Annotated in this window: 23 protein-coding genes; 10 read left to right on the top strand and 13 right to left on the bottom strand. The window is 72.8% G+C overall.

The genetic code is table 11. The features are described from left to right. The first annotated feature begins 64 nt into the window (after window positions 1-64). Together ACH65_RS04350 and ACH65_RS04355 are read left to right on the top strand one after the other, a co-directional pair. On the top strand, window positions 65-949 hold the full coding sequence (locus tag ACH65_RS04350) for a hypothetical protein (protein ID WP_049621357.1): 885 nt from the start codon (window positions 65-67) through the stop codon (window positions 947-949). Window positions 950-1,038: 89 nt separating this feature from the next. Further along, window positions 1,039-1,851 carry a DUF481 domain-containing protein gene (locus ACH65_RS04355; RefSeq protein ID WP_049621358.1) on the top strand — a complete coding sequence of 271 codons (813 nt, stop codon included), beginning with the start codon at window positions 1,039-1,041 and terminating at the stop codon, window positions 1,849-1,851. 82 nt (window positions 1,852-1,933) lie between these two features. Here ACH65_RS04355 and hemC read toward each other — a convergent pair whose 3' ends face one another. From hemC to ACH65_RS04400, 9 genes are all read right to left on the bottom strand, one after another. Continuing rightward, the gene (gene hemC, locus ACH65_RS04360; RefSeq protein WP_049621359.1) at window positions 1,934-2,851 is read right to left on the bottom strand and encodes a hydroxymethylbilane synthase; all 918 of its coding nucleotides are present in this window, start codon (window positions 2,849-2,851) and stop codon (window positions 1,934-1,936) included. A 278-nt stretch (window positions 2,852-3,129) separates the two neighbouring features. Beyond that, complete coding sequence (locus ACH65_RS04365) at window positions 3,130-3,834, bottom strand: LytR/AlgR family response regulator transcription factor (protein ID WP_049621360.1); 705 nt, start codon at window positions 3,832-3,834, stop codon at window positions 3,130-3,132. Further along, entirely contained in the window at window positions 3,812-4,870 is a 1,059-nt protein-coding gene (locus ACH65_RS04370) for a sensor histidine kinase (protein WP_049621361.1), read from the bottom strand. Before ACH65_RS04370 ends, ACH65_RS04365 begins: the two co-directional genes overlap by 23 nt. Before the next feature lie 31 nt (window positions 4,871-4,901). Further along, window positions 4,902-5,567: an alpha/beta hydrolase gene (locus ACH65_RS04375; protein ID WP_049621385.1), complete on the bottom strand. Its 666-nt coding sequence runs from the start codon at window positions 5,565-5,567 to the stop codon at window positions 4,902-4,904. A gap of 157 nt (window positions 5,568-5,724) precedes the next feature. Beyond that, entirely contained in the window at window positions 5,725-6,084 is a 360-nt protein-coding gene (locus tag ACH65_RS04380) for a hypothetical protein (RefSeq protein ID WP_049621362.1), read from the bottom strand. Continuing rightward, complete coding sequence (locus ACH65_RS04385) at window positions 6,078-6,395, bottom strand: mechanosensitive ion channel domain-containing protein (protein ID WP_049621363.1); 318 nt, start codon at window positions 6,393-6,395, stop codon at window positions 6,078-6,080. Before ACH65_RS04385 ends, ACH65_RS04380 begins: the two co-directional genes overlap by 7 nt. 37 nt (window positions 6,396-6,432) lie before the next feature. Further along, window positions 6,433-7,539 (bottom strand): glutathionylspermidine synthase family protein, encoded by a 1,107-nt coding sequence (locus ACH65_RS04390; RefSeq protein ID WP_049621364.1) that lies wholly within the window; start codon window positions 7,537-7,539, stop codon window positions 6,433-6,435. Further along, entirely contained in the window at window positions 7,539-8,009 is a 471-nt protein-coding gene (locus ACH65_RS04395) for a hypothetical protein (protein ID WP_049621365.1), read from the bottom strand. Before ACH65_RS04395 ends, ACH65_RS04390 begins: the two co-directional genes overlap by 1 nt. Window position 8,010: 1 nt before the next feature. After that, window positions 8,011-8,412 carry a DUF350 domain-containing protein gene (locus tag ACH65_RS04400; protein ID WP_049621366.1) on the bottom strand — a complete coding sequence of 134 codons (402 nt, stop codon included), beginning with the start codon at window positions 8,410-8,412 and terminating at the stop codon, window positions 8,011-8,013. Between the two features lie 281 nt (window positions 8,413-8,693). On the opposite strand from ACH65_RS04400, the gene ACH65_RS04405 reads away from it, so the two are divergent. From ACH65_RS04405 to ACH65_RS04430, 6 genes are all read left to right on the top strand, one after another. Beyond that, entirely contained in the window at window positions 8,694-11,114 is a 2,421-nt protein-coding gene (locus ACH65_RS04405; protein WP_049621367.1) for a S9 family peptidase, read from the top strand. 131 nt (window positions 11,115-11,245) lie between these two features. Next, entirely contained in the window at window positions 11,246-14,146 is a 2,901-nt protein-coding gene (locus ACH65_RS04410) for a ligand-binding sensor domain-containing diguanylate cyclase (protein ID WP_153242472.1), read from the top strand. Between the two features lie 119 nt (window positions 14,147-14,265). Next, window positions 14,266-14,730, top strand: coding sequence for a MarR family transcriptional regulator (locus tag ACH65_RS04415; protein ID WP_049621369.1), 465 nt, complete (start codon window positions 14,266-14,268; stop codon window positions 14,728-14,730). Between the two features lie 22 nt (window positions 14,731-14,752). Next, complete coding sequence (locus tag ACH65_RS04420; RefSeq protein WP_049621370.1) at window positions 14,753-16,225, top strand: efflux transporter outer membrane subunit; 1,473 nt, start codon at window positions 14,753-14,755, stop codon at window positions 16,223-16,225. A 4-nt stretch (window positions 16,226-16,229) separates the two neighbouring features. Beyond that, complete coding sequence (locus ACH65_RS04425; RefSeq protein WP_049621371.1) at window positions 16,230-17,450, top strand: HlyD/EmrA/EmrK family protein; 1,221 nt, start codon at window positions 16,230-16,232, stop codon at window positions 17,448-17,450. A 117-nt stretch (window positions 17,451-17,567) separates the two neighbouring features. Next, window positions 17,568-19,094 (top strand): DHA2 family efflux MFS transporter permease subunit, encoded by a 1,527-nt coding sequence (locus tag ACH65_RS04430; protein WP_049621372.1) that lies wholly within the window; start codon window positions 17,568-17,570, stop codon window positions 19,092-19,094. Window positions 19,095-19,168: 74 nt separating this feature from the next. On the opposite strand, the gene ACH65_RS04435 is transcribed toward ACH65_RS04430, so the two are convergent. The 3 genes from ACH65_RS04435 to ACH65_RS19655 all read right to left on the bottom strand — a co-directional run bounded on the left by ACH65_RS04435 (window position 19,169) and on the right by ACH65_RS19655 (window position 22,824). Continuing rightward, complete coding sequence (locus tag ACH65_RS04435) at window positions 19,169-19,696, bottom strand: acyloxyacyl hydrolase (protein ID WP_053096150.1); 528 nt, start codon at window positions 19,694-19,696, stop codon at window positions 19,169-19,171. Window positions 19,697-19,951: 255 nt separating this feature from the next. Next, entirely contained in the window at window positions 19,952-21,436 is a 1,485-nt protein-coding gene (locus ACH65_RS19650; protein ID WP_049621373.1) for a M16 family metallopeptidase, read from the bottom strand. Further along, window positions 21,433-22,824: a M16 family metallopeptidase gene (locus ACH65_RS19655; RefSeq protein WP_049621374.1), complete on the bottom strand. Its 1,392-nt coding sequence runs from the start codon at window positions 22,822-22,824 to the stop codon at window positions 21,433-21,435. The genes ACH65_RS19650 and ACH65_RS19655 overlap by 4 nt, the downstream gene beginning before the upstream one ends. 159 nt (window positions 22,825-22,983) lie before the next feature. Between ACH65_RS19655 and ACH65_RS04450 the strand changes: the two genes are divergently transcribed. Beyond that, window positions 22,984-23,580: a DUF2239 family protein gene (locus ACH65_RS04450; RefSeq protein ID WP_049621375.1), complete on the top strand. Its 597-nt coding sequence runs from the start codon at window positions 22,984-22,986 to the stop codon at window positions 23,578-23,580. 34 nt (window positions 23,581-23,614) lie between these two features. After that, on the top strand, window positions 23,615-25,063 hold the full coding sequence (locus ACH65_RS04455) for an MATE family efflux transporter (RefSeq protein ID WP_049621376.1): 1,449 nt from the start codon (window positions 23,615-23,617) through the stop codon (window positions 25,061-25,063). A gap of 54 nt (window positions 25,064-25,117) precedes the next feature. Here the strand turns inward: ACH65_RS04455 and ACH65_RS04460 are convergent. Further along, the coding region (locus ACH65_RS04460) for a bestrophin family protein (protein ID WP_049621377.1) at window positions 25,118-25,900 on the bottom strand (783 nt) is incomplete at its 5' end.

Raw genomic sequence — 25,900 nt, forward strand, 5'->3', positions numbered from 1 at the left:
AGCGCGCCGACCGGGCGGCCGCGGCCGCCGCCCCCCCCCGCATTCGCGCAGGTTTCTCCCCACGATGCTGACGACCAGTGACACGCACGCCGCCGACACCGCCGACACGGGCATGCCGGTGTCGCGCGTGACACCGTCCTGGCCATCGGTGCTGCTGCAGGTGCTGGCGGTGAGCGGCTACGGCATCTGGCTCCTGCTCGGCATCGCGCTCACGCTCGGCATCTACCGCGACGGCCGCGGCGAAGCGCTGGTGCCGCTGACCTTGGGCGCGGGCTTCGTCAGCCTGGGCCTGCTCGCCGCCTGCCTGCCGCTGCCGCGCGCGCCGACCTGGTACGGCTGGCGCCCGGGGCGCGGCAGCTGGCCCACCCGCGAGGCGCTGCTGGCGCTGTTCGCCTACCTGCCGATGCTGGCGGCGGCCGGGCTGGTGCGCGGCGACAACGATTTCTGGGCGACCCGCCTGGCCGGCGCGGTGCTGGCGCTGTGCAGCGCGGCCTGCCTGGCCTGCAACCCCTGCTGCGGGCAGGCCGCGGCGGCGGGCCCGCGCGAGGGCGGCATGCTGTCGGCTGTGGGGCGCGGCGTTTCGGCCTGCTACAGCGGCGGCCTGTGGCTGTGGCTGTGCCTGGCCGCGCAGGACGAGTCGGTGCATCCGGCCGGCACCCATTCGTGGATCATGGTGCTGGTCGCGCTGGCCCTGCTGCTCGGCCTGATCGAGGGCGTGCGCTGGCAGGCCCTGCAGCCGGAGGCGGCCGCGCCGCGGCCGTTGCGGCCGGTCCGCTTCGTCGCCGCGGCCTTCACCTATGCCTTGCCCTGCGTGGCCCTGTTGCTGGACGACCAGCTGGATGCGGGGCCGCTGGTGGTGGGCGTGGCGGCGTTGAGCTGCCTGGCCGGCAAGACCATCGAGCAGCGCCTGTACGAGACGGAGTCGAACCGGCTCGATGCGGCCGCCTGAGCCCGCCGGGGGCGATGGTTCACAGCAAGTTCAAAGCGCTACGTTATCGTAGCGTTTCACCTTTGTTTAACGTACGGAATGGGTCCCTCATGAAAAGGCCTCTGATCATCGGCATGCTGCTCGCCCTCGCCGGCACGGCCCTCCACGCGCAGGACGCGGGCACCGGCACGGCGGCGAACAACGGTGGCTGGACGGGCTCGGGCGAATTCGGCTTCGCCTCCTCGCACGGCAACTCGCGCACCGAGAACGCCAATGCCAAGCTCGGCCTCAGCCAGGAAAACGAGTACTGGAAGAACAACTTCTTCCTCACCGGCCTGCGCTCCAAGGGCGAGACCACGGTGGAGGACGCCAACGGCAACACCGTCGACCGCATGACCACCACCGCCAACCGCTACGCCGCCGGCGCCTCGGTGGGCTACAAGTTCGACCCGCGCAGCTACCTGGTGGGCGCGGCCCGCTACGAGCACGACGACTTCGGCGCCAACCTCTGGCAGGGCACGGTGTCGCTGGGCTACGGCTACATCGCGCTGAAGAACGAGCGCACCGAGCTGTCGTTCGAAATCGGCCCCGGCTACAAGAAGTACCGCCCGGCCGACACCACTGTGACGGCGGCGGACGGCAGCACCGTCGTGCAGCGCCAGCCCACCGAGAGCGAGCCGGTGGCGCGCGGACTGGTCAACTACAAGTACCGCCTCAACAGCAACACCGCCTTCGAGGACACCTTCCTCACCGAGGCGGGCACCAAGAACACCTACTACCAGAACGACGCCGGCCTGTCGGTCAGCATGACCAAGAAGATGGCGCTCAAGCTCGGCTTCCAGGTGCGCTACAACAGCGACGTGCAGCCGGGTACCAAGAACACCGACACCCTGGCCACCACCAACCTCGTCTACAACTTCTGAGGCGCCGACGCGGCGCCCGTGTTGTCCACGGCCCCGGCATGCGCGCCGGGGCCGTTCTTTTTTTGGACGTCCAGACGTCCCTTCAGCGGGGGAGGAACTCGCCGGCGCCCTGCGCGAGCAGCGCCTCGGCCACGCGCCGGCCGAGGCCTTCCGGGTCGTCCGCGCCGGCCTCGGCCTCGGCCTGGAGCAGGCGGCCGCCGGCGGCGTCGCCGACCAGGCCGCGCAGGTAGAGGCCGTGCTCGGTGAGCACGCACCACGCGCCCACCGGCACCGAGCAGCTGCCGCCCAGTGCCTGGTTCATGGCGCGCTCGGCGGCCACCGTGGTGCGGGTGTCGGCATCGTCCAGGGCGGCCAGCAGTTCGAGCACCGCCGGACGGTCGGCGCGGGCCTCGACGGCGATCGCCGCCTGCCCCGGCGCCGGCAGCCAGTCCGGCGCGCCGAGGCGGCCGCGGATGCGCGCGTGCAGGCCCAGGCGTTCCAGCCCGGCGCAGGCGAGCACGATCGCGTCGTACTGCCCGGCGTCGAGCTTGGCCAGCCGCGTGCCCACGTTGCCGCGCAGGTCGAGGAGTTCGAGGTCCGGCCGCAGCGCGCGCAGCTGCGCCTGCCGCCGCAGCGAGGAGGTGCCCACGCGGGCACCCGGCGGCAGCGCGGCGAGGTCCGCCCAGGCGTTGCTGACGAAGGCGTCGGCGGCGTCCGCGCGCGGCAGGATCGCCGCCAGCGTGAAGCCGGGCTCCAGTTCCGCCGGCACGTCCTTCAGCGAGTGCACGGCGAGGTCGGCGTGGTCTTCCAGCATCGCCACCTCCAGTTCCTTGAGGAACAGCCCCTTGCCGCCGACGGCGGCGAGCGGCCGGTCGACGATCTCGTCGCCGCGGGTGGACAGCGGCACCAGCTCCACCGCCAGGCCCGGGTGCGCGGCGCGCAGCTGCGCCGCCACGTGCTCGGCCTGCCACAGCGCGAGCGCGCTCTTGCGGGTGGCGATACGGAGGATGCTGGGGGACATGGAACTCGGCTCTACGACGATGGTGGCCCCCTATTGTCGCGCACCTGCCGTGCGCGTGCTGGCGCGGGGCCCGGCGTGCGACGCGACGACCCAGGGCGGCGGGCGCGGCGACGGCGATCGTCATGATCTTCTCGCGCAGCGCCGCCTTAAAACGTGTAGAAGCGCGCCTTGCGCGCGATAAGGCCTGCGCCACGGCGACGCCGTCACGCCCCGGTCGTGCGCGAGCGCGCTGCTGCACGGCCCGGCACGCCAGCGGCGGCAAGAGCGTAAACAGGCTCTCAGCCCATCCTCAGCCGCCGGCGCACCGCGGCCAGGTTGCGCCGGCTCACCTCGGGGCTGAAGTCGGTGCCGGCGAGGCGGGCCAGCACGCGGCCGTCGGCGAAGGTCTTCAGGCCGATCAGGCGCTGCGCCGGCACCAGGCAGTTGCGGTGCAGGCGCACCAGCTGCTCCGGGTAGGCCTCCTCCAGCTGGCGCAGCGAGGTCTCCAGCAGCAGCGCGTCGCGGGCGCGGCGCGCCACCACGTATTTTTCCTCCGCCAGCAGGCAGACCACCTCGGCCAGCGCCACCTTGAGCTGCTCGCCGCGCACGCGCGCGTGCAGGTGGCCGCCGGCCTCGTGCGGCGCGGCGGCCAGGCGCTGCCGTGCGCGCTGCAGCGCCTCGCGCAGGCGTTCGAGACGCACCGGTTTGAGCAGGTAGTCCACCGCGCCCAGCTCGAAGGCGTGCAGCGCGTGGTTCTCGTAGGCGGTGCAGAACACCACCTGTGGCCCGCCGCGGCCGGCCAGTTGCGCGGCCAGCACGGTGCCGTCCTGGCCGGGCATGTTGATGTCGAGCAGCAGCAGGTCCGGATGCAGGCGGCCGATCGCCTCCAGCGCGGCCTCGCCGTCGCCGACGCTGTCGACGACCTGGGCGTCCTCGCACTCCTCGAGCAGCGCGGCCAGGCGCAGGCGCGCCAGCGGCTCGTCATCGACGATCAGCACGCGCATCGCGTTCCTCCTTCGCCGGCAGTTCCAGGCGCACCACGTAGCGTTCGCCGGCCGGGCCGGCCTGCACCCGCGCGCGCGCGCCGTAACGGTAGGCCACGCGCCGACGCACGTTGTCCAGGCCGTGGCCGTTGCCGCCGATGGCCGGGGCGGGCGGCAGCGGGTTGTCGATCTCGATGTGGAGCCCCGCCGCGTCCCGCGTGCCGCGCAGGATCACCTCGCCGCCCTCGCGCAGCGGCTGGATGCCGTGGCGCACCGCGTTCTCCACCAGCGGCTGCAGCAGCAGGCGTGGCAGCGGGTAGTCGCCGGGCAGCGCATCCAGTTCGCGGCGGATGCGCAGCCGTCCGCCCAGGCGCAACTGTTCGATGGCGAGATAGCGCTCGACCAGCGCGAGTTCCTCGCCGAGAGTGCCGTCGTGGATGCCGTCCTGCCCCAGCGCGGCGCGGAACAGTTCGGACAAGTCCTCGATGGTGCGCTCGGCCGCGGCCGGGTCGACCCGCACCAGCGCCGCCACCGTGTTCATGCTGTTGAACAGGAAGTGCGGCCGGATGCGCGCCTGCAATGCCTCCACCTGCGCGCGGCTCACCGCGGCCAGGCGCGCCTGCCACTGCGCCAGCACGTAGAAGTAGCGCAGCATGGCGGCGCCGAGCAGCGCGGCGGCGAGCGTGCTGTCGCGCACGAACGGCGCGCGCACGTCCAGCAGGCCCAGTTGCAGCGAGGCATCCAGCCAGCGCGCCACCGCGCTGGCCAGCGCCACCATCGCCACCATCAGCCCCCACACGCCCGCATATGGCAGCCGGCCCGGCAGCCGGCGCAGCCATGGCGAGAGCTTGCACAGCGCCACCGTGAGCAGCAGCGCCAGCCAGGCGATGAAGGCCATGCCCACGGCGAAGCCGGACCCGCCGCGGCTGCCGCCGGGCGCCAGCCACATCAGGCACACGCACAGCGCGCCGACCACGAACAGCGCGAACAGCACCGGCAGGCTGCAGAAGTCCGGCAGCGGGCTCGGTTCGCGGGTGCGGGGGGCGTGGGCGCGCATCGGCGCAGTATGCCGTCGCCGCACGGGGGATTCAGCGCAGGCGTTCGCCCATCCAGCGCTTGAGGTCGGCGATTTCCTCGGCGCTGACCGAATGCGGCATCGGGTAGGTGTGCCAGTCCACCGCGTAGCCGAGCGCGGCCAGCGCGGCGCGCGAGTCTTCGGCGCGGGCGAGCGCGATCACCGGGTCCTGCGTGCCGTGGGCGAAGAAGACCGGGATCGCCGCGTTGGCCGCGCTGCGCTCGGCCGACAGCGAGCCGGCCAGCGGCAGGAAGGTGGAGAGGCCGACTGCGCCGGCGAGCGGTTCGGCATGGCGCAGCGCCGTGGCCAGCGCGATCGCGCCACCCTGCGAGAAGCCGGCCAGCAGGATGCGCCCGGCCGGCACGCCGCGTTCGCGTTCGCGCGCGATCAGGGCTTCGGTGGCGGCGATGGCGGCGCGGATGCCGGCCTCGTCCTGCGGGACGCCCGGGCCGAAGCCGAGGATGTCGAACCAGGCGCGCATCGGCATGCCGCCGTTGATGGTCACCGGCCGCACCGGCGCGTGCGGGAACACGAAGCGCAGCGCCGGCCATGCCGGGTCGACCAGCTCCGGCACGATCGGCGCGAAGTCGTGGCCGTCGGCGCCCAGGCCATGCAGCCAGATCACGCTGTGGGTGGGGTGGGGGGCGGTTTCGTGTTCGACGGTGGGGAGTAGGCTCATGGCGATGGCGGCGAGGGCAAAGGCCGCATCGTAGCAGCCGCGCCGCGGCATGCCCGCGCTCGCGCAGGGCGTCGCGCCGGCCTTCGCGCCGGCCTTCGCGCCGGCCTTCGCGCCGCCGGCCGGTCAGGCGCGGGGACGCCTGCGCGACGCCATCGGGTCAGCCGGCCGCCTCGTGTCGCGGCGCCGCGGCCGGCCGGGGGAAGTACACCGGCGTGTAGATGTCCACGCCGGCCTCGGCGAACACGCGCTGCACGTGGCGGCGCAGGTCCGAGTACGAGTAGATGAAGGGCCGGCGCGTGGGCTGGCGGGTGTCGGCGTTGGGCTGGTAGCGGGCGACGGTGTTCTCCAGCCCCGCATGCAGCACGTAGGGCGCGGGCGAGGCCTCGATGCCCGGCGTGCGCCGCGCGGCCTCGAGCAGCAGCGGCTCGAGCGTCTCCCAGGCCAGCTCGTAGCCCAGCGACAGCGGCATGTGCAGGATCACGCCCTCGCGCGCCGCCAGCCCGCTGTAGCTCACCATCTACCCGGCGAGAGGACCTGCGCGTTGGGAATGGTGACGATCTCGTTCTGCGGCGTGCGCAGGCGCGTCAGCAGCAGGCTGCGCTCCACCACCGCGCCCTCGGTCTGGGCGATGCGCAGGTAGTCGCCGATCTGGTAGGGGCGCATGTAGGTCAGCATCACCCCCGAGACGATGTTGCCCACCGCCGGGGAGGGGCCCAGCGACACCAGTACGCCGCGGAACACCGAGATGCCCTTGAACGCATCCGAGCTGGCCGCCGGCAGGTAGGGGGAGACAGTGCGCCGGTGGCTTCCGGCGCGGTGTCCGGGCATGGCGGAGGCGGCAACGCGGCAACGCGCTGCGCGCGGCTCAGCGGAAGTAGTGCGGCACGAAGCGGCTGGTGTTGCGGGTGACGGCGCCCTCGTCCTCGCGCAGGCCGAGGCCGGCGGCGGCATCGCCGATCACCCAGCTGCCGACGAGCGCATGCTGGCCGTCGAAGCGCGGCAGCGGCGCGCAGGCCTGGAAGACGCATGGGGCGTCGGCCGGCCGCGCGGCCTCGCCGGGCCCGAGCACCTGCACGCCCTGCCCCTCGCGGCCCCAGTACGGCTTCTGCACCACGGCGCCGGCGAGGTCCTCGCGGCGGCGGCTGGCCGGCAGCAGGTTGGGGTGGCCGGGGAAGAACTCCCACAAGAGCGGCAGGATCGCCTTGTTCGACAGCAGCATCTTCCACGCCGGCTCGATCCACTGCACCCGCGCGTCCGGCAGGTGCGCGGCGTAGGGCTCGGCCAGCATCCACTCCCACGGATAGAGCTTGAACAGGCGGCCGATCGGCTGGTCATCGAGGTCGACGAAGTCGCGCCCGTTCCAGCCGATCTCCTCCACGTCCAGCGCCTCGGCGGCGTGGCCGGCCTGCAGGCAGGTGTCGAGCAGGTAGTCGCAGGTGGCGGCGTCCTCGGGGTGCTGGTAGCAGGCGGCGAAGTGCACGCGCGCGGCCGGCGGCAGCACGGCGCGCCAGCGTTCCACCAGGTGCTCGTGGATGGCGTTGAACTGGTCGGCGCCGGGCCGCGCGTCGGTGAGCCAGTACCACTGCACCACGCTGGCTTCGAGCAGCGCGGTGGGGGTGTCGGCGTTGTATTCGAGCAGCCTGGGCGCGTTGCGGCCGTCGTAGCTCAGGTCCATGCGGCCATAGAGCGCGGGCTCGCGTGCCTGCCAGCTGCGTTCGACCAGCGTGGCCGCGGCATCGGCCAGGCCCAGTTCCGCGTAGCGGCCGGCGCGCACGATGCGCTCGACCGCGTCCAGGCACAGTGCGTGCAGCTCCGCGGTGGCCGCTTCGAGCACGTCGATCTCGGCGGCCTCGAAGGCGTAGCAGGCGTCCTCGCGCCAGTACGGCTCGCCGTCCAGGGTGTGGAAGTGGAAGCCGAGCGCTTCCACGCGCGCCGTCCAGTCTTCGCGCGGCGCGAGGCGTTCGCGCCGCATCAGCTGCCCCGCGCGGACACGCGGCCGCTGGACCCGAAGCCGCCGCGGGTGCCCAGCTCGACGCTGCGCGGGCCGCTGCCGTCCAGCCGCGCGGCGATGACGCCGCCGCTGCGGCCGGGGCCGGGGTCGCCGTTCACGCCCTGCGCGCTGGCGCGGCTGCGGTACCAGGGGCCGTGGTAGCCGCCGCCGTGATGGTAATAACCGCCGCCACTGCTACTGCTCCCGCTCGGGCCGTCGTCGTCGCACTGGTCGATGGAGTAGTCGCGGATGCAGTCCTGCAGGTTGGCGTAGTGGTTGCGCTGCACGTCGGTGCCGCTGTGGCAGCCGGCCACGCCCAGACCGAGCGTGCCGGCCAGCAGCAGCGGCACGGCCGTCGAGCGGCGGCGCGGCGGTTCAGGCGTCGCGGAGGCGGGCGCCGGCCGCTCGCCAAACAGCGGCAGCCGTGGCGGACGGTGCAGCGGGCCGCCCACGTCAGTAACTCATCGCCGCCGCGTTGAGCGTGCCCACCGCCAGGTGCACCAGCGCGGCCAAGAGCGCCATCGACAGCCGGTCGGCCTCGATCTGCGCCGGCAGCTCGCGCAGCAGCACGCGCAGCACGGCGAAGGTGGCGCACTGCACCAGCAGCGCGATCACGCCCCACACGGCCAGATCCACCAGGCTCACGCTGTGCGCGATGGCGCTGGCCAGCGGCAGCACGAAGCCGAACACCGCGCCGCCCAGGCTCACCACGGCGCTGACGTTGCCGGCGCGGATCAGCGCGAACTCGCGCAGCGGGGTGAAGTGCACGTAGCCGGCGACGAACACCGCGAGCAGCAGCAGGCCGAGCGAGAAATAGGCGAGAAACGCCGGCAGCGTACTCAGGCTGGACAGCATGGATTCCCTTCCCCTGGATGCGGACGCACCCATTGTGCCGGGGCGCCGGGTGCCCGGCTACCGGCGTCCGGCGCGCAAGTTCGTGCGGCGCTTCCGACGCCGGCCATGCCGGTCGTGGCGGCTGCATGCGGTGGGCTACGTCGCCGTATCGGATGTCGCGGCCGCGGGAGGCAGCCCGCCAGCCCAACCACGGCGCCGCCGCGGCGGAACACGACCCTTGGCGGTTGCGGCACGGTAGCGCCCGGTTATGCTGCTGCGCTTTCGTTCCGCGGAGTTTCCCGATGCGCCGTTTGTCCCTGGCCGGCCTGGCCGCGCTCGTCGCGTTGCCGGCCGTCGCCGCCGCGCCCTCGTCCGGTGCGCTCGACCTCGAAACCGTGATGGCCGACCCCGACTGGATCGGCCATGCGGTGGAGGCGCCCTACTGGAGCGTGGACGGGCGCAGCCTGTACTACGCGCTCAAGCGCGACGGCAGCACGGTGCGCGACCTCTACCGCGTGGACGCGGCCGGCGGTGCGGCGGTGAAGCTCGATCCGGCGGCGCTGGCCGAGGCCGGCGGGCCGCCGGTGTTCGACCGCGCGCATCGCCATGCCGCCTACGTGCTGCACGGCGACGTGTTCATGGTGGATCTCGCCAGCGGGCGCCGCGTGCAGGTCACGCAGACGGCGGTGGAGGAATCATCGCCGCAGTTCTCCGCCGACGGCCGCGCGCTGCACTACCGCGCCGGCAACGACTGGTACCGCTACGACCTCGCCCGCGGCACCGCCGGCCCGGTGGCCGTGCTCAAGTTCGCCGACGACCCGCAGGGCAAGCAGCCCGACGACCTCGGCGCCGAGCAGCTGCGCCTGTTCGCCACCCTGCGCCGGCTCAAGGCCGACAAGGACGCCCGGCGCGCCGACGAGGAGGCGCTGGCCGCCGCCGACCCCGGCCGTGTGCCGCCGCCGTTCTGGCTGGGCGACAAGGACACCCTGGTCGACGCCGAGCTGTCCCCCGACGGCCGCTGGCTGCTGCTGGTGACGCAGCCGAAGGGTTATGTGGAAGGCAGGGCGCCGGCGGTCACCCACTACGTCACCGACTCGGGCTATGCCGAACCCAAGGAGACGCGCGTCAACGTGGGCCACAACGAGCCGGCGCCGCAGTCGCTCGCGCTGCTCGACCTCGCCGCCCACCGCGCCTACGCGCTCAAGACCGACGTGCTGCCCGGCATCGGCGAGGACCCGCTCGCGGCGATCCGCGCCAAAACCGTCGCGCTCCTCAAGCAGGGCAAGGACAACGAAGCCAAGGCGCTCAAGGCGCCGGCGCAGCGCGCGCTGCGCATCATCTCGGAGGCGGACGACGGCGGTGGCGGCGGCATCGCCTGGAGCGAGGACGGCAGGCAGCTCGCCATCCAGCTGCGCGCCATCGACAACAAGGACCGCTGGATCGCCAGCGTCGATTTCGCCAGGCACGCGCTGGTGCCCCAGCACCGCCTGCACGACGAGGCGTGGATCAACTGGAACTTCAACGATTTCGGCTGGCTCAAGGACAACCGCACGCTGTGGTACCTGTCCGAGGAAGGCGGCTGGTCGCAGCTCTACGCGAAGCCGCTCGAGGGCAAGGCGAAGGCGCTCACCGCCGGCCGCTTCGAGGTCAGCCACCCGGTGCTGTCCGAAGACGGCCGCTGGTTCTACCTGCGCAGCAACCGCGAGACGCCCTACAGCTACGACGTCTACCGCGTGCCGAGCGAAGGCGGCGAGCTGTCGCGCCTCACCCGCTACCAGGGCATGGACGACTTCGTGCTCTCGCCCGACGGCCAGCAATTCGCCGTGCTGCATTCCTCGCCCTACGTGCTGGCGCAGCTGGCCGTGCAGGGCGCCGCGGGCGGCGCGCCGCGCGAGCTGACCAACACGATGAAGGGCGCCTTCACGGCGCAGGCCTGGATCGCGCCGAAGATCGTCGAGGTGCCCTCCTCGCACGGCGCGGGCACCATCTATGCCAAGTACTACGGGCCGGCGGGCGGCGACGCGCGCGGCAAGCCGGCGGTGATCTTCGTGCACGGCGCGGGCTACCTGCAGAACGTCACTCTGTCCTGGTCCAACTACTTCCGCGAGCAGCTGTTCCACAACCTGCTGGTGCAGCAGGGCTACGTGGTGCTGGACATGGACTACCGCGCCTCGGAGGGCTACGGCCGCGCCTGGCGCACGGCGATCTACCGCCAGGCGGGCCACCCGGAGCTGGAGGACCTGCTCGACGGCAAGGCGTGGCTGGTGAAGGAGCGCGGCGTCGATCCGCGGCGCGTGGGCCTCTACGGCGGCAGCTACGGCGGCTTCATGACCGAGATGGCGCTGCTGCGCGCGCCGGGGCAGTTCGCCGCCGGCGCGGCGCTGCGGCCGGTGAGCGACTGGCGCCTGTACAACCACGAGTACACCTCCGACCTGCTCAACACGCCGCAGCTCGATCCGGACGCCTATGCGGCCAGCTCGCCGATCGAGTACGCCGACCGCCTGCAGGATCCCCTGCTGATCGAGCACGGCCTGATCGACGACAACGTGCTGGCGGAGGACTCGGTCCGGCTGTACCAGCGCTTCGTCGAGCTGCACAAGAAGAACTTCTGGATCTCGCTGTACCCGATGGAGCGCCACGGCTTCGTGCATCCGGACTCCTGGTACGACGAATACCGCCGCATCGACGAGCTGTTCGCCACCTACCTCAAGCCCGCGCCCTGAGCGGCGGCCGGCGTCGCCGTTGAGGGCGCCGGCCGGAGCGAGCAGAATGCCGCATCCGACCTGGGGTGCGGCCGTCGCGGCCCCTGCGCGAGCGCGGAACGGGGGCTGTGCGAGCGGCGATGGACGTGGGCTTGATCAAAGGGACGCCATCGCGCGCACGCCTGCTACGCGGGTTGTGCCTGGTCCTGCTCGCCTGCCTGGCCCATGCGGGCCGCGCCGTCGAGATCCCGCTCACCACCTACGACCAGGCCGCGGGCCTGGAGAGCCTGGCCATCACCCGGATGTACCAGGACGCCCAGGGCGTGATGTGGGCGGGCACCGAGAAGGGCCTGTACCGCTTCGACGGCATCGGCTTCACCCCGGAGGGCGCCGACGGGGGCTTCCAGGTTTCCGAGGTGGTCGGCATCGACGGCGACGAGCGCGGCCGCCTGTGGGTGGCCTCGCGCACGGGCCTGCAGGTTGGCGTGGAGGGGCGCTTCCACACGGTGCTGGCGCAGGGGCAGGCGGTGCTGCTCGACCGCGGACAGACGCTGGCGCCGCTGCCGCACGATCGGCTGCTGCTGGTCGCCGGGCACCGGTTGTGGCTGCTGGCGCAGGACGCGCAGGGCGGCTGGCGGCTCACGCCGCGCTTCGATCCGGCACGCCTGCGCGCGCGGCCCGAGCTGGACCAGGTGCGCGCGGTGGCGCGCCTGGGCGAGGACGCCTGGTTCGGCTGCGGCACCCGGCTGTGCCGTCTGCACGGCGACCTGCTGGAACAGTTCGGCCCGGCGCAGCACGTGCCCGCCGACCATTGGCTCGGCTTTTTGCGCACCCGCGACGGCACGCTGTGGGTGCGCGGCACCCGCTCGATCCGGGTCTGGCCGGCGGGCGGCAAGGGCTTCGTGGATCGCGACCTGCCCTACGGCAAGGGCGAGGTGGCGGCCGCCGGCCTGCGGCTGGTGGAGGACGGCGCCGGCCGCGTGCTGACCAGCACCGAACTGGGCGTGGCGCGCTGGGACGGCCGCCGCTGGGAACTGTTCGAGGCGGCGGCCGGGCTGCCGCCGGTCGGCGTGTCGGACCTCCTCGTCGACCGCGACGGCTCGATCTGGCTGGGCACCTACGGCCGCGGCATGCTGCACTGGAACGGCTACGGCCTGGTGGAGAACTGGGGCAGCGCGCAGGGGCTGGGCAGCCCGCTGGTGTGGTCGATCGCGCGCGACGCGGCCGGGGCGGTGTGGGTGACGCACGATCACGGCGGCGACGTGATCGGCGCGGCTGGCGCCAACGCCCGCCGCTGGCCGGTGCGGATCGCGCCGCCCTACCAGACGCGCGTGGTGCTGCCGGCGGCGGACGGCACGGTGTGGCTGGCCCTGTTCGACGGTCGCGTGCTGCATTACCGGCCCGCCAGCGGCCGCACCGAGACGGTGGCGACGCTGCCCTACTTCATCCGCGCCGCCTATTTCGACCGCGCGGGCGTGCTGTGGATCATGGGCATGGGCGGCCTGTACCGGATCGACCCGGGCGCCCGCACGGCGGTGCGCGAGGCGCCCGCGATCATCCCCACCGGCATCTGCTCGGACATGGCCGAGGACCGCGACGGCCAGCTGTGGCTGGCCTGCAACACCGGCCTGTTCCGGCGCCGCGACGGGCAGTGGCGCCGGATGCGCGAGGCGCCCCGCGCCAGCGTGGGCGGCTACGAGCACGTGGCGGTGCGGGCCGACGGCGGGCTCTGGCTCAGCCGCATGCAGCCGGGCCTGCTTCGCGCCCGCGTCGAGGGCGAGGAGGTCGTGCTGGATGCGGCGGACGATCCGCTGCTGGCGCAGACGCGCTTCTATTTCCTGCGCTACGACCGGGCCGGCCGGCTGTGGGCCGGCGGCGGCAGCGGCGTGGACGTGTTCGACGGCGCGCGCTGGGTCCGGCTGTCCGCGCGCGACGGCCTGGTCTGGGACGAAACCGACTACAACGCTTTCCTGGCCGACCGGGACGGCTCGCTGTGGGTGGGCACCACCAACGGCATCTCCCACGTGCTTGATCCGGACCGCCTGCTGGCGCCGCGCGCGTTGCGGCCGCTGCTGCTGGTGGCCCGCTACGACGGCAGCGCCCTGGCCGGCGGCAGCCGCCGGCCGACCGGGGCGGGCGCGCTGCAACTGCAGTTGGGGGCGCTGGGCAACAGCGCCGGGCATCCGCTGCATTTCCGCTACCGCCTGTCCGGCATCGACGCCGACTGGGTGCAGACGCGGCTGCGCGAGCTGCGCTACGCCTCGCTGCCGCCGGGTCGCTACCGCTTCGAGCTCGAGGTGCTGGACGACAACCGGCGCACGCTGTCGCCGCCGCTGGCGTTCGACTTCACCCTGACCCCGCCGTGGTGGCGCACCCCCTGGGCCTATGCGGGGGCGGGACTGCTGCTGCTGGCCGCCCTGGCCGGCCTGTGGCGCTGGCGCCATCGGCAGCTGCTGCGCCGCGCGCAGCGCCTGGAGCAGGTGGTGGTGACGCGCACGGCGGAACTGGAGCGCGAGAAGCGCGAACTGGAGCGGGTGCAGGCCCAGCTCTACCACCAGGCCACCCACGATGGCCTGACTGGGCTGCTCAACCGCCCGGCGGCGCTCAAGGCCTTGCAGGAGGCCATCGACGGGCAGGCATCCGACTCGGGCCTCGCCCTGGCGCTGCTGGACCTCGACCACTTCAAGGCGGTCAACGACCGCCATGGCCACCCCGCCGGCGACGCGGTGCTGTGCAGCGTGGCCCAGTGGCTGCGGCGGCACTTCCCGCCGGACACCCTGCTCGGCCGCTACGGCGGCGAGGAACTGCTGCTGGCGATCCGGGCCGACTCGCCCCAGGCCGCCGCCGCGTGCCTGCAGCAGGCGGTGGACGGCCTGGCCGCCGCCACCCATGCCTGGCAGGGCCTGGAGCTGGGCATCACTTGCAGCATGGGCATGGCCTGGCTGGCGCCGGGCGCGCGGCGCAGTGTCGAGGCGCTGGTGGAGACGGCCGACCGCCGGCTCTACCAGGCCAAGCAGGGCGGCCGCGCCCGGCTGGTGGTCGATCCGGACTAGCCGGTCCGGCTCCGGAGATACGCCGTTCGAAGCACCGCCTCGCAAAAAGTTTCGAGGGCGACTTTTGCCGAGACTAAATTTGCCTTGACAAATATTATTCCGGCAATAGGATGCGCGGCATGGTTACGCCGTCCATCCCCTTTCCGAACGATCTTTCCGCCGAAAGCCTGGGCATGCTGATTGGCCTGGTCCGCATCGAGCTGGTCCGCCACCTGGAGTCGGAGCTGGCCGCGCAGGGCGTGGACCTGCGCTTCACCCAGTACCTGATCCTCAAGAAGCTCAAGGCTTTCGGGCCGATGGGCGCGGGCGAGCTGGCCCGCTCGGTGGAGCTGGATGCCGGCGCGATGACCCGCCAGCTCGATCAGCTCGAGCGCAAGGGCTACCTGGCCCGCCAGCCGCACGAGCAGGACCGGCGCGCGCTGCGCATCCTGCTCACGCCGGCGGGCGAAACCCTGTGCGACCAGATGCTGAGCTGCAGCGAGCGCGTGCTGGCCGCGGCGCAACGCTCCCTGAGCGAGCGCGAGCAGGTCCAGCTGCACGATTACCTGGAGCGCGTGCTGCTCGCGCTCCGCGACAAATCCTGAATTCTCCGCAAGGCATACACCCATGCGTCTGCACATCCTCGGGGCGGCGACCGGACTGGCGTTGGCATTGGCCGGCTGCGTGAGCAGCGGCGGCCTGCACCCGGACGGTCAGCCGCTCGACCCCGCCAGCCTCGAGGCCGGGCGCAGCCTGGCCGCGTTCACTCCCTCGCCGGCCGCGTGGCCGCAGCAGGACTGGTGGTCGGGCCTGGGCGACGCCCGGCTCGCCGCGCTGATCGACGAGGCGCTCGCCAACAACCCCGATCTCGCCGCGGCCGACGCGCGCGCCCGCCAGGCGCAGGCCGAGGCCGGCGTGGCCGACGCCGCGCGCGGCCCCACCCTCGACGCCGGCGCCAGCGTGGCCGGCGCGCGCATTCCCACCACGGTGATGCCGGCCTCGGCCGGCGGCGGCCATTTCGCGCTGGCCAAGTACGCCTACGGCAACTTCAGCTGGGACCTCGACCTGTGGGGCGGCAAGCGCGCCGCCTGGGAGGCCGCGCTGGGCCAGGCCCGCGCCGCCGAGATCGAGCGCCGCGCCGCGCGCATCGAGGTTTCCGCCAACGTGGCGCGCGCCTACGTGCAGCTCGGCTACGCCTACGCCCAGCAGGACGTGGCCAAGGCGGAGCTCGAGCGCGCCGGGCATGCGCGCACGCTGACCCGCCAGCGCGTGGCCGCCGGCATCGACAGCCAGGTGCAGCTCAAGCAGGGCGACGAGGAAGTGGCCAGCGCCGAGCAGCAGGCGGCGGTGGCCGCGCGCGCCATCGACGCCGCCCGCTCCTCGCTCGCGGTGCTGCTCGGCCGCGGCCCCGACCGCGGCCAGGCGATCGCCCGGCCGCAGGTGCTCAGGCCCGCCACGCTGGCGGTGCCGCCGGACCTCCCGGTGGACCTCATCGGCCACCGCGCCGACCTGGTGGCGGCGCGCTGGCGGGTCGAGGCCGCCTCGCGCGACATCCAGGCGGCCAAGGCCGAGTTCCTGCCCAACGTGAGCCTGGGCGCGCTGGCCGGCTTCGTGGCCCTCGGCGGCGGCACCAACCTGTTCCAGATGCCGGCGCGCTTCTACAACGTGGGCCCGTCGGTCAGCCTGCCGCTGTTCGACGGCGGCCGCCGCCGCGCCAACCTGGCCGGCCAGGACGCGGCCTACGACCTGGCCGTGGCGCAGTACAACAAGACCCTGGTCGGCGCCGTCAACGAGGTCGCCGACGACCTCTCGGCGCTGAGATCCTACGGCGAGCAGATCGCCGCCCAGCAGCGCGCGCTGGAGGCCGCCGACCAGGCCTGGCAGCTCGCCGAGCAGCGCTACCGCGCCGGCGTCGGCAGCTACCTGGAGGCGCTCAGCGTGCGCCAGCAGCTGCTCGCCGACGAGCAGCGCATGGCCGGGCTGCAGGCGCAGCAGGTCGATGCCTCCGTGCAACTGATCCAGGCCCTGGGCGGCGGCTTCCGGCCTCAGCCGGGCGACGACGTCGCCGCCACCCCCGTTTCCACCTCCCCCCGAGACTGATCCCATGGCTAGCCAGACTCCCGCCGCGGCCGACGCCCAGGCCGCCCCGCCGCCGAAGAATCGCCGCGGCTTCCTGTTGCGCCTGCTTCTCGTCGTGCTGGTCGTGATCGCGATCGGCTGGGGCGCGTGGTACTTCGTCGACGGCCGCTGGTACGAGGGCACCGACGACGCCTACGTCGGCGGCAACGTGGTGCAGATCACCCCGCAGATCGCCGGCACCGTGGTGTCCATCGGCGCCGACGACGGCGACCTGGTGCACGAGGGCGACGTGCTGGTGGCGCTCGACCGCGCCGACGCCGACATCGCGCTCGACCGCGCCAAGGCCAACCTCGCCAACACCGTGCGCCGCGTGCGCGGCCTCTACAGCAACGTCTCCGGCGCGCAGGCCCAGGTGGCGGCGAACAAGGTGGCGCTGGACAAGGCGCGCGCCGACTACAACCGCCGCCGCGACCTGGCCAGGTCGGGCGCGATCTCCAACGAGGAGCTGTCGCACGCGCTCGACGCGCTGACCTCCGCGCAGAGCGCGCTGACCTCCGCCGAGCAGCAGTACCAGACCAACAAGGTGCTGGTGGACGACACCGTGGTCGCCTCGCATCCCGACGTGCAGGCCGCCGCCGCCCAGCTGCGCAGCGCCTATCTGGACGACGTGCGCACGGTGATCCGCGCCCCGGCCACCGGCTACGTCGCCAAGCGCACGGTGCAGGTGGGCCAGCGCGTGCAGCAGGGCGCCGCGCTGATGGCGGTGGTGCCGCTGCACCAGGTGTGGGTGGACGCCAACTTCAAGGAGACCCAGCTCACCCACATGCGCATCGGCCAGCCGGTGGAGGTGAAGGCCGACGTCTACGGCGGCAGCGTGACCTACAAGGCCAAGGTGCAGAGCCTGGGCGTGGGCACCGGCAGCGCGTTCTCGCTGCTGCCGGCGCAGAACGCCACCGGCAACTGGATCAAGATCGTGCAGCGCATCCCGGTGCGCGTGGTGTTCACCGATCCGAAGCAGCTCGACGAGCACCCGCTGCGCATCGGCCTGTCGCTGGACGCCGAGGTGGGCCTGCACGACCAGAGCGGCCCGCTGCTGGCGCGGCAGCCGCCGAGCCAGCCGATCCTCACCACCGACGTGTACGCCAAGCAGCTGGCCCAGGTGGATGCGCTGATCGAGCAGATCATCCACGCCAACCTGGCCACGGCCAGCGCCGGCGGCCAGGACGGCAAGAAGCCCTCCGCCTGAGCGTCGCGGGCGGGCGCGGCGCCGGCCGCGCCTGACCGCCGCGGTTCCGCCCCGCGCGTTCCTCATTCCGACCCGGCGCCCGACGTAACGACGCCCCCTGCCACGGCCGCGCCGCCCATGAACAACCCTCAATTCCGTCCGCCCAACCTCGCGCTTTCCACGGTCGGCCTGTCGCTGGCCACCTTCATGCAGGTGCTGGACACCACCATCGCCAATGTGTCGCTGCCGACCATCGCCGGCAACCTCGGCGTGAGCGTGAACCAGAGCACCTGGGTGATCACCTCCTTCGCGGTGAGCAACGCCATCGCGCTGCCGCTGACCGGCTTCCTCACCCGCCGCTTCGGCGAGACCAAGCTGTTCGTGTGGTCCACGCTGCTGTTCTCGCTGGCCTCGTTCCTGTGCGGCATCTCGCAGAGCATGGGCATGCTGATCCTGTTCCGCGCCATCCAGGGCGCGGTGGCGGGGCCGATGTACCCGATCACCCAGAGCCTCCTGATCTCGATCTACCCGCCGGCCAAGCGCGGCATGGCGATCGCCCTCTTGGCGATGGTGACGGTGGTGGCGCCGATCGCCGGGCCGATCCTCGGCGGCTGGATCACCGACAACTACACCTGGCCGTGGATCTTCTTCATCAACGTGCCGATCGGCATCTTCGCCAGCATGGTGGTGCTCAACCAGATGCAGGGCCGGCCCGAGCGGCTGGAGCGGCCGAAGATGGACTACGTCGGCCTGGTCACCCTGATCATCGGCGTGGGCGCGCTGCAGGTGGTGCTGGACAAGGGCAACGACGAGGACTGGTTCAACTCGCCGTTCATCGTGGCCACCGCGATCGTCGCGGCGATCGGCCTGGCGGTGTTCCTGATCTGGGAGTTCACCGACAAGGACCCGATCGTCAACCTGCGCCTGTTCCGCCACCGCAACTTCGCCTTCGGCACGCTGGCGCTGATGCTCGGCTATGCGGCGTTCTTCGCCATCGGCCTCCTGGTGCCGCAGTGGCTGCAGCGCAACCTAGGCTACACCGCCACCTGGGCGGGCCTCGCCACCGCGCCGCTGGGCGTGCTGCCGGTGCTGCTGACGGTGTTCGTGGGCCGCTACGCGCCGCGCTTCGACCTGCGCATGCTCGCCACGCTGGCCTTCTTCGTGATGGGCGCCACCTCGTTCGTCCGCGCGGACTTCTACATCGGCGTGGACTTCCGCCACGTGGCGCTGGTGCAGCTGATCCAGGGCCTGGGCGTGGCGTTCTTCTTCATGCCGGTGCTGACCATCCTGCTCTCGGACCTGCAGCCGAACGAGATCGCCGCGGGCTCGGGCCTGGCCACCTTCCTGCGCACGCTGGGCGGCAGCTTCGCCGCCTCGATCACCAACTTCATGTGGGACCACCGCGCCATCGTGCACCACGAGCAGCTGGGCGAGCACCTGACGCCCTACGACCCGGCCACGCAGGCGGCGCTGGCGCAGCTGGGCGGCACGTCGTCGGCCACGGCCCAGCTCAACCAGATGGTGACCCTGCAGGGCTACCAGATCTCCTTCAACGAGGTGTTCCACGCGCTGGGCTGGATCTTCATGGCCCTGATCGTGGTGGTGTGGCTGGCGCGCCCGCCGTTCACCGCCAAGGCCGGGCCGGCCGCGGGCGGCGGCCACTGACCGGCCGCGCAAGCCCGGATACGACAACGGCCCCGTTCGGGGCCGTTGTGTCGTAAGGGCGGAGGCGCGCGCGATCAGAGATCGAAGGCAAAGCCCACCAGGGCCATCGTCTCGCCGCGGTTGGGCTCGTGCAGGCTGCCGTTGGAGATGTGGCGGATGCCCACGGTGAAGTGCTTGGCCTGCCAGCCCAGCGTGCTCACGAACTGGTAGTGGCTGGAAAGCGCCTGCGTGGTCTGGGTGGTGCCGGCGACCTGGAAGCTGAAGAACAGCGGCTGGTACCAGCTGTCGGCATCGCCGTAGTGGAAGCGCGCACCGCCGGCGAGCAGGCCCACGTTCTTGTCGGTGCCGGGGTGGCTGTCGCGGAAGCGGCCGAGGTCGCGGCCCTCGATCCAGCCCGCCGACACGTCGGGCGACCAGGTGAAGCGCGTGTTGCCGATCGGCTGCGGCGCGAACACGGCCTCGACGAAGCCGGCGTTGGTGCCGTGGCTGTCCATGTAGCTGCGTGCGCCCTGGATCTCGATGCGGGTCTGGGCGGCGGCCGGGAGCGTGGCGGCGACCAGGCCGAGGGCCAGGACGCCGCGGAGAAGGTTCTTCTTGTACATGGTGGTCTTTCTTGTTGTGGGGGATGGGAGGGATTAAAGAGGCGCTCTCTTTATGTACTCCCTAGTTTAAAAAACAAGGGCGTCAAAGGGTCGTCTTTGCGACCACTTGTACGAGAACACAGCGTTGCCCGGGCTGCACTCACCCGTTGGGGGAGATCCCGCCACCCCCGTTCGGGTGGATGCGCCCAGGGCGTCCCTCGAAAAAGCGCAAGCCCCGGCACGCTGGCCGGGGCTTGCGGGGGACGGGCGGGCCGCTCAGGGCCGGGCGCGGCCGGCGGCGCGCAGGTCCGGCCGGTCGAGGTCGAGCCGCTCGAACGGCAGCGTCGGCGCCTCGGGATGCCGCTGGCGCAGGGCCGGGCCGAACTGCGTGGCGTCGCCCACCACCACCACGTGGCTGCCGGCGCCGAGGTGGGCCTTGGCGTAGGCCTCAATCTGCGCCGGGCCCACCGCCTGCACCCGCTCGATGTAGCGGCCGATCTCGGCGAGGTCCACGCCGTAGGTCGCCAGCTCGCCCAGCTGGCGGGCGAGGCCGGCGGTGGTCTCCAGGCCGCGGCCGTATTCGCCGACCAGGGTGGCCTTGCGCGCGGCCAGTTCGGCGGCCGGCACGGGGGTGTCGCCCAGGCGTGCGAACTCGCCGAGCATCAGGTCCACCACCTGCGCCGCCGAGGGGTTCTTGGTCTGCGCCTGCGCCAGCCACAGGCCGCTGTCGCGGCGGCCGTCCAGGCGGCTGCTGGCGCCGTAGGAGAGGCCGCGCTTGATGCGGATCTCCTCGTTGAGCCGTGCCGAGTAGGAGCCGCCGAGCACCGCGTTGGCGACCACGCCGGCGTAGTAGCCCGGATCGTTGCGCGGCGGCGCCGCGTGGGCCGCGACCACGCCGGCCTGGCCGGCGCCATGCTGGTCGATCGCCAGCACCGCCGGCAGCGTGCCCGTGCCGTGGCCGGCCGGCGCGGCGGCCAGCGGCGCGGCGGGCCGGGCCCAGTCGCCGAAGCTCTGCTGCGCCAGCGCGCGGGCCTGCGCCGGGGCGATGTCGCCGGTGAGCACCAGCACGGCGTTGTCGGGTCGGTAGATGGCGGCGTGCAGCTGCGCGACGTCGGCACGGGTGATCGCCGCCAGCGAGGCCGGCGTGCCGCTGCGCGAGTGGCCGTAGGCGCCGGCGCCGAACACCGCGCGGCCGGCGGCCAGCGAGGCCAGTGCGGTAGGCCGGCTGAGCGCGAGGTGCAGGTCGTCCAGCGCCTGGGCGCGGGCGCGCTGCAGCTCGTCCTCGGCGAAGTCCGGCTGGCGCGCCACCTTGGCCAGCAGGGCCAGCGCCTGCGGCAGCCGGGGCGTGGTCACGGTGATGGCGACCGAGCTGCGGTCCCAGCTGGCGCTGGCGTCCAATGAGCCGCCCAGTGCCTCGGCCTGGGCCGCGATCTGCGGCGCGCCGAGGCCGCCGGCGCCGCGGGTGAGCAGCGTGGCGGTGAGGTCGGCGAGGCCGGCCTTGCCGGCCGGGTCCAGTTCGCCGCCACGGCGCAGCAGCAGTTCGGCGGTGACCAGCGGCAGGCCGTCGCGGCGCACGCTGACCACTTCCAGGCCGTTGGGCAGCGCCTGCGCGGTCGGCGTCGGCACGCTGAGCCGGGGCGCCGGGCCGGGCGCGGGCGGCGTGGCGGGGAAGTCGGCGGCCCGGGCGCCTGCGGCCAGTGCGCCTGCGGCCAGCGCCAGCGCGGTCGCCAGCGTCGTGCCCCACTTCGTCGCGCGCTTCATTTCGCACCTCCCTTGCCGTGCGTGTCCGCCGCGGCCCTGGCCTGCGGCAGGTAGTCGATGGCGACACTGTGCGCGCCGGTCACGTAGTGCTTGAGCACGCGCTGCACGTCGTCGGCGGTGACCGCCTGCAGCGCGGCCAGGTCGCTGTTGACGCGCGCGGGGTCGCCCTCGGTGAGCGCCGCCTCGCCGAGCGCGAAGGCCTTGCCCTGGGCGGTCTGGCGCTGGGTGAGTTCCTGCGTGAGCAGCTGGGTCTTCACCTTGTCCAGCTCCGCGGCGGCGATCGGGCCGTCGGCGAGCCGGGCGATCTGCGCCCGCAGCGGCTGCTCCGCCTCGGCCGGCCGGTGGCCGCTGGCGAGGATGGCGTAGGCGATGAAGAGCCCCGGCCCCACGCGCGCGTCCACCTCGGCGCCGGCCTGCTGCGCCACCTGGCTGCGGTACACCAGCGACTGGTACAGGCGCGAGGAATCGCCCTGCGCGAGCAGCGCCGCGGCCACCTGCAGCGGGATCGTGTCGGCGTCCCTGGCCGGCGGGATCAGCCAGCTCAGCGCCACCGCGGGCAGCGGCGCGGTTTCGCTGGTTTCGGTGTAGCGCTTGTCGGCGGTGCGCGCGGGCTCCACCGCGGTCACCTGCGGGATCGGCGCGGACGGCTTGGCGATGCCGCCGAAGTAGCGGTCCACCCAGGTGTCCAGCTGCTTGGGCTGGAAGTCGCCGGCCACGATCAGGGTGGCGTTGTCGGGGCGATAGTAGGTGCGGTGGAAGGCGATCACGTCCTCGAGCGAGGCCGCCTCCAGGTCCTCGATGCTGCCGATGGTCGGGCGCCGGTACGGGTGCACCGCGAAGGAGTGCGGGTCGATCGCGTTGAACAGCTTGCCGTAGGGCTGGGCCAGCACGCTCTGGCGGTATTCCTCCTCCACCACCGCGCGCTCGGACTTGAAATTGGCCGCGTCCACGTTGAGGTTGGAGAGCCGCTCGGCCTCCGCCCACAGCAGCGTTTCGAGGTAATTGGACGGGATCACCTCGAAATAGTTGGTGACGTCGTCGCCGGTAGAGGCGTTGTTGGCGCCGCCCACGTCCTCGGTGAGCCGGTCCATCTGCTCGGCGTGCATGTGCGCCGTGCTCTTGAACATCAGGTGCTCGAACAGGTGGGCGAAGCCCGAGCGGCCCTGCGGGTCATCCTTCGAACCCACGTGGTACCAGACCTGCACGGTGACGGTGGGGCTCGCGTGGTCCCCGATGCTCAGCACCTGCAGGCCGTTGGGCAGGGTGCGCTCGCGGTAGGCGATCGGCGGCACGGCGAGTTCGGCCGCCTGCAGCGCAGGCCATGCCGCGGCCAGGCCGAACAGGGCCAGGGCGGCCAGCCGGGCGGCGGGCCTGAAGCGGGTGGACATGGAACGATCCCTCCGATGGAAAAGGCCACCTTAGCAAGCCGTGCCGCCGGGGCGCAGAGGACGGATGGGCTAGAGCCTCGCCATGAATCACCCGGGTCTTATTGACGGCCAACTTTGATCCGGGTAAAAAGTGGGACAGATTCAACCCGGATGAAATCCATGCGCGCCCAGCCCAGCCCGACCTGCACCGCCTTCGACGGCACCCGCCTGATCGCCGCCGGCCCGCCCGCCGAGGTGGCGCTGGCGGCCAAGCGCGCGGTGGAAACCGGCGCCGCGGGGCCGGTGCTGGTGTTCGACGACCGTACCGCCCGGCCGGTGGAGTTCGACCTGCGCGGCAGCGAGGCGGACGTGCTGGCCCGGCTCGGGTCCGTCGCGCCGGACGCCGCCGAAGCCGCCCCGCCGCGCGGGCCGGGCCGGCCCAGGCTGGGCGTGACGGCGCGCGAAGTGACCCTGCTGCCGCGCCATTGGCACTGGCTGGCGGCGCAGCCGGGCGGCGCCTCGGCGGTGCTGCGCCGGCTGGTGGAGCAGGCGCTGCGCGAAGGCCTGCCCGGCCAGCGCGCCCGCGAGGCCGGCGAGGCGGTGGATCGCTTCATGCAGGCGATGACCGGCAACCTGCCCGGCCACGAGGAGGCCAGCCGCGCGTTCTGGCGCGGCGAGCGTGCGGATTTCGCCGCACTCACCGCGGCGTGGCCGGCGGATGTGCGCGATCATCTGCGTCGCCTCGCCGCCATCGCCTGGGACGAGGCCGGTCGTTGAACGCCGCCATGTCCCCACGCCAAGGATGCCCCGCATGACGACGCCTCCCGCCGGCCGCCCGGCCCCGCTCACCGAAGGCCCGGTCGCCCGTATCCTGCTGCGCTTCACCCTGCCGGTCCTGGGCGGCACGGTGCTGCAGTCGCTCAACGCCTCGGTCAACGCGATGTGGATCGGCCATTACCTCGGCGAGGCGGCGCTCACTGCCACCAGCAACGCCACGCTGATCCTGTTCCTGCTGCTCTCGGCGGTGTTCGGCGTGAGCATGGCCGCCACCATCCTGGTCGGCCAGAGCCTGGGCGCGCGCGACCTGGCGCAGGCACGGCGGGTGGTGGGCACCGGCGCGGGCTTCTTCCTGGCGATCTCGGCGGCGCTGGCCGTGACGGGCTTCTTCGCCACCGGCTGGCTGATGCGCGCGATGGGCACGCCGGCCGATGCGCTGCCCTACGCCACCGCCTACCTGCGGCTGATCTTCCTCGCGCTGCCGGCGATGTACTTCTACAACTTCCTGATGATGACCCTGCGCGGCGCCGGCGACGCCAGGACGCCGTTCCTGTTCCTGGGCCTGTCGGTGCTGCTGGACATCGCGCTCAACCCGCTGCTGATGTTCGGCGCCGGCCCGCTGCCGGGGCTCGGCATCGCCGGCTCCGCGCTCGCCACCCTGGTCGCGCAGAGCGTGGCGCTGGCCGCGCTGCTGCTCACGCTGCACCGGCGGCGGCATTTCCTGTGGATCGGGCGACGGGAGCTTGCGCTGTTCAAGCCCGACTGGACCCTCCTGCGCGCGCTGGTGTCCAAGGGCCTGCCGATGGGCCTGCAGATGATGGTGATCTCCGCCTCGGCGATCCTGATGATGCGCCTGGTCAACGACCACGGCTCGCAGACCGTGGCCGCCTACGGCGCCGCCCAGCAGCTGTGGAACTACGTGATGATGCCGGCGATGGCGGTGGGCGGCGCGGTGTCCTCGATCGCGGCGCAGAACGTGGGGGCGCGCCGCTGGGATCGGGTGGGCCAGGTCGCGCGCTGGGGCGTGGTCTACAGCCTCCTGCTCGGCGGTGCGCTGATCGGCGCGATCTACCTCTTCAACCACGCCGCGCTCGCCCTGTTCCTGCCGGCGGACGGCGCGGCCATCGCGCAGGCGGCGCACCTCAACGCCATCGCGGTGTGGTCGTTCCTGTTCCTCGGCGTCACCTTCGTGCTGTTCGGCGTGGTGCGCGCCACCGGCGCGGTATGGCCGCCGCTGCTGATCCTGCTGGTGTCGACCTGGTTCATCCGCCCGCCGTTCGCGCTGTTGCTGCAGGCGAAGCTGGGCACGGACGCGATCTGGTGGAGCTTCCCGCTCGGCGCGCTGGTGTCGATGCTGCTGGCGCTCGGCTACTACCGCTACGGCGGCTGGCGTCAGGCGCGCATGCTGCCATCCGCGGCCGCGCCGGCCACCGGCGATGCGGCGGCCGAAGCCGGCGTGGCGGCGGCGGCCGAGTCGCCGTAACGGGCCTTCGATGCGGGAGCGCGAGTCCTGGTCCGGCCCCGCGGGCGCCAGGCGTCAGAGCAGCACGCCGTCCTCCGCCGCCAGCGGCGCGGGCAACTCGGCGTCGCCCAGCAGTTCGCCCAGGCTGATCTCCACGGTGCGGCAGATCGCGTCCAGCGCCAGGTCGTTGGGCAGGCGGTCGAACGGGTCCTCGATCTGGTCGCCCAGCGCGTCCAGCCCGAAGAAGGTGTAGGCGAGCACCGCCACCATCACCGGCGTGAACCAGCCCATCGTGCCCACCAGGCAGAACGGCAGCAACAGGCAGTACACGTACACCGTCCGGTGCAGCATCAGGATGTAGGCGAAGGGGATCGGCGTGCCGCGGATGCGCTCGCAGCCGCCCAGCACGTAGGAGAGGCGGCTGAGCTGGGCGTCGATGTCGGCCAGCAGGATGCTGTCCAGGTGGCCCTCGCGGCGCAGCTGCGCATAGGCCCGGCCCAGCCGGCCGAGCAGCGCGTTGGGCGGGTTGGGCGAGCGCTCCAGCGCGGCGGCTTCGTCCGGCGGCAGCCAGCGGGCGAAGCCCGGCCGCGGATCGCTGCCGCGCAGCTGGTGGCGCAGCGCGTGCGCGTAGGCGATCAGGCGGTGCACCAGCACGCGCCGCGCCGGGGCCGGCGCGTCCGCCGCCAGGCTCTGCGTCTGCCGGGCGAGGTTGCGCAGCACGATCAGCAGCTCGCCCCACAGCGTGCGCGCCTCCCACCAACGCTGGTAGGCCACGCTGTTGCGAAAGCCCAGGAAGATCGCCAGCGTCAGGCCCATCAGCGTCAGCGGGGCCGCGCCGAGGAGCCTGGGCGGCAGAAA

Origin of the sequence: Frateuria defendens (assembly GCF_001182895.1) — a bacterium.
GTDB lineage: Bacteria > Pseudomonadota > Gammaproteobacteria > Xanthomonadales > Rhodanobacteraceae > Frateuria_B > Frateuria_B defendens.

Excerpts from the sequence above, each read along its gene's own strand:
- ACH65_RS04455 (WP_049621376.1), top strand. The coding sequence starts at position 23,615 with ATGACGACGCCTCCCGCCGGCCGCCCGGCCCCGCTCACCGAAGGCCCG.
- ACH65_RS04375 (WP_049621385.1), bottom strand. The coding sequence starts at position 5,567 with ATGAGCCTACTCCCCACCGTCGAACACGAAACCGCCCCCCACCCCACC.
- ACH65_RS04370 (WP_049621361.1), bottom strand. The coding sequence starts at position 4,870 with ATGCGCGCCCACGCCCCCCGCACCCGCGAACCGAGCCCGCTGCCGGAC.
- ACH65_RS04450 (WP_049621375.1), top strand. The coding sequence starts at position 22,984 with ATGCGCGCCCAGCCCAGCCCGACCTGCACCGCCTTCGACGGCACCCGC.
- ACH65_RS04355 (WP_049621358.1), top strand. The coding sequence starts at position 1,039 with ATGAAAAGGCCTCTGATCATCGGCATGCTGCTCGCCCTCGCCGGCACG.
- ACH65_RS19650 (WP_049621373.1), bottom strand. The coding sequence starts at position 21,436 with ATGAAGCGCGCGACGAAGTGGGGCACGACGCTGGCGACCGCGCTGGCG.
- ACH65_RS04425 (WP_049621371.1), top strand. The coding sequence starts at position 16,230 with ATGGCTAGCCAGACTCCCGCCGCGGCCGACGCCCAGGCCGCCCCGCCG.
- ACH65_RS04385 (WP_049621363.1), bottom strand. The coding sequence starts at position 6,395 with ATGCCCGGACACCGCGCCGGAAGCCACCGGCGCACTGTCTCCCCCTAC.
- ACH65_RS04350 (WP_049621357.1), top strand. The coding sequence starts at position 65 with ATGCTGACGACCAGTGACACGCACGCCGCCGACACCGCCGACACGGGC.
- ACH65_RS04365 (WP_049621360.1), bottom strand. The coding sequence starts at position 3,834 with ATGCGCGTGCTGATCGTCGATGACGAGCCGCTGGCGCGCCTGCGCCTG.
- ACH65_RS04405 (WP_049621367.1), top strand. The coding sequence starts at position 8,694 with ATGCGCCGTTTGTCCCTGGCCGGCCTGGCCGCGCTCGTCGCGTTGCCG.
- ACH65_RS04435 (WP_053096150.1), bottom strand. The coding sequence starts at position 19,696 with ATGTACAAGAAGAACCTTCTCCGCGGCGTCCTGGCCCTCGGCCTGGTC.
- ACH65_RS04380 (WP_049621362.1), bottom strand. The coding sequence starts at position 6,084 with ATGGTGAGCTACAGCGGGCTGGCGGCGCGCGAGGGCGTGATCCTGCAC.
- hemC (WP_049621359.1), bottom strand. The coding sequence starts at position 2,851 with ATGTCCCCCAGCATCCTCCGTATCGCCACCCGCAAGAGCGCGCTCGCG.
- ACH65_RS19655 (WP_049621374.1), bottom strand. The coding sequence starts at position 22,824 with ATGTCCACCCGCTTCAGGCCCGCCGCCCGGCTGGCCGCCCTGGCCCTG.
- ACH65_RS04390 (WP_049621364.1), bottom strand. The coding sequence starts at position 7,539 with ATGCGGCGCGAACGCCTCGCGCCGCGCGAAGACTGGACGGCGCGCGTG.
- ACH65_RS04415 (WP_049621369.1), top strand. The coding sequence starts at position 14,266 with ATGGTTACGCCGTCCATCCCCTTTCCGAACGATCTTTCCGCCGAAAGC.
- ACH65_RS04400 (WP_049621366.1), bottom strand. The coding sequence starts at position 8,412 with ATGCTGTCCAGCCTGAGTACGCTGCCGGCGTTTCTCGCCTATTTCTCG.
- ACH65_RS04420 (WP_049621370.1), top strand. The coding sequence starts at position 14,753 with ATGCGTCTGCACATCCTCGGGGCGGCGACCGGACTGGCGTTGGCATTG.
- ACH65_RS04430 (WP_049621372.1), top strand. The coding sequence starts at position 17,568 with ATGAACAACCCTCAATTCCGTCCGCCCAACCTCGCGCTTTCCACGGTC.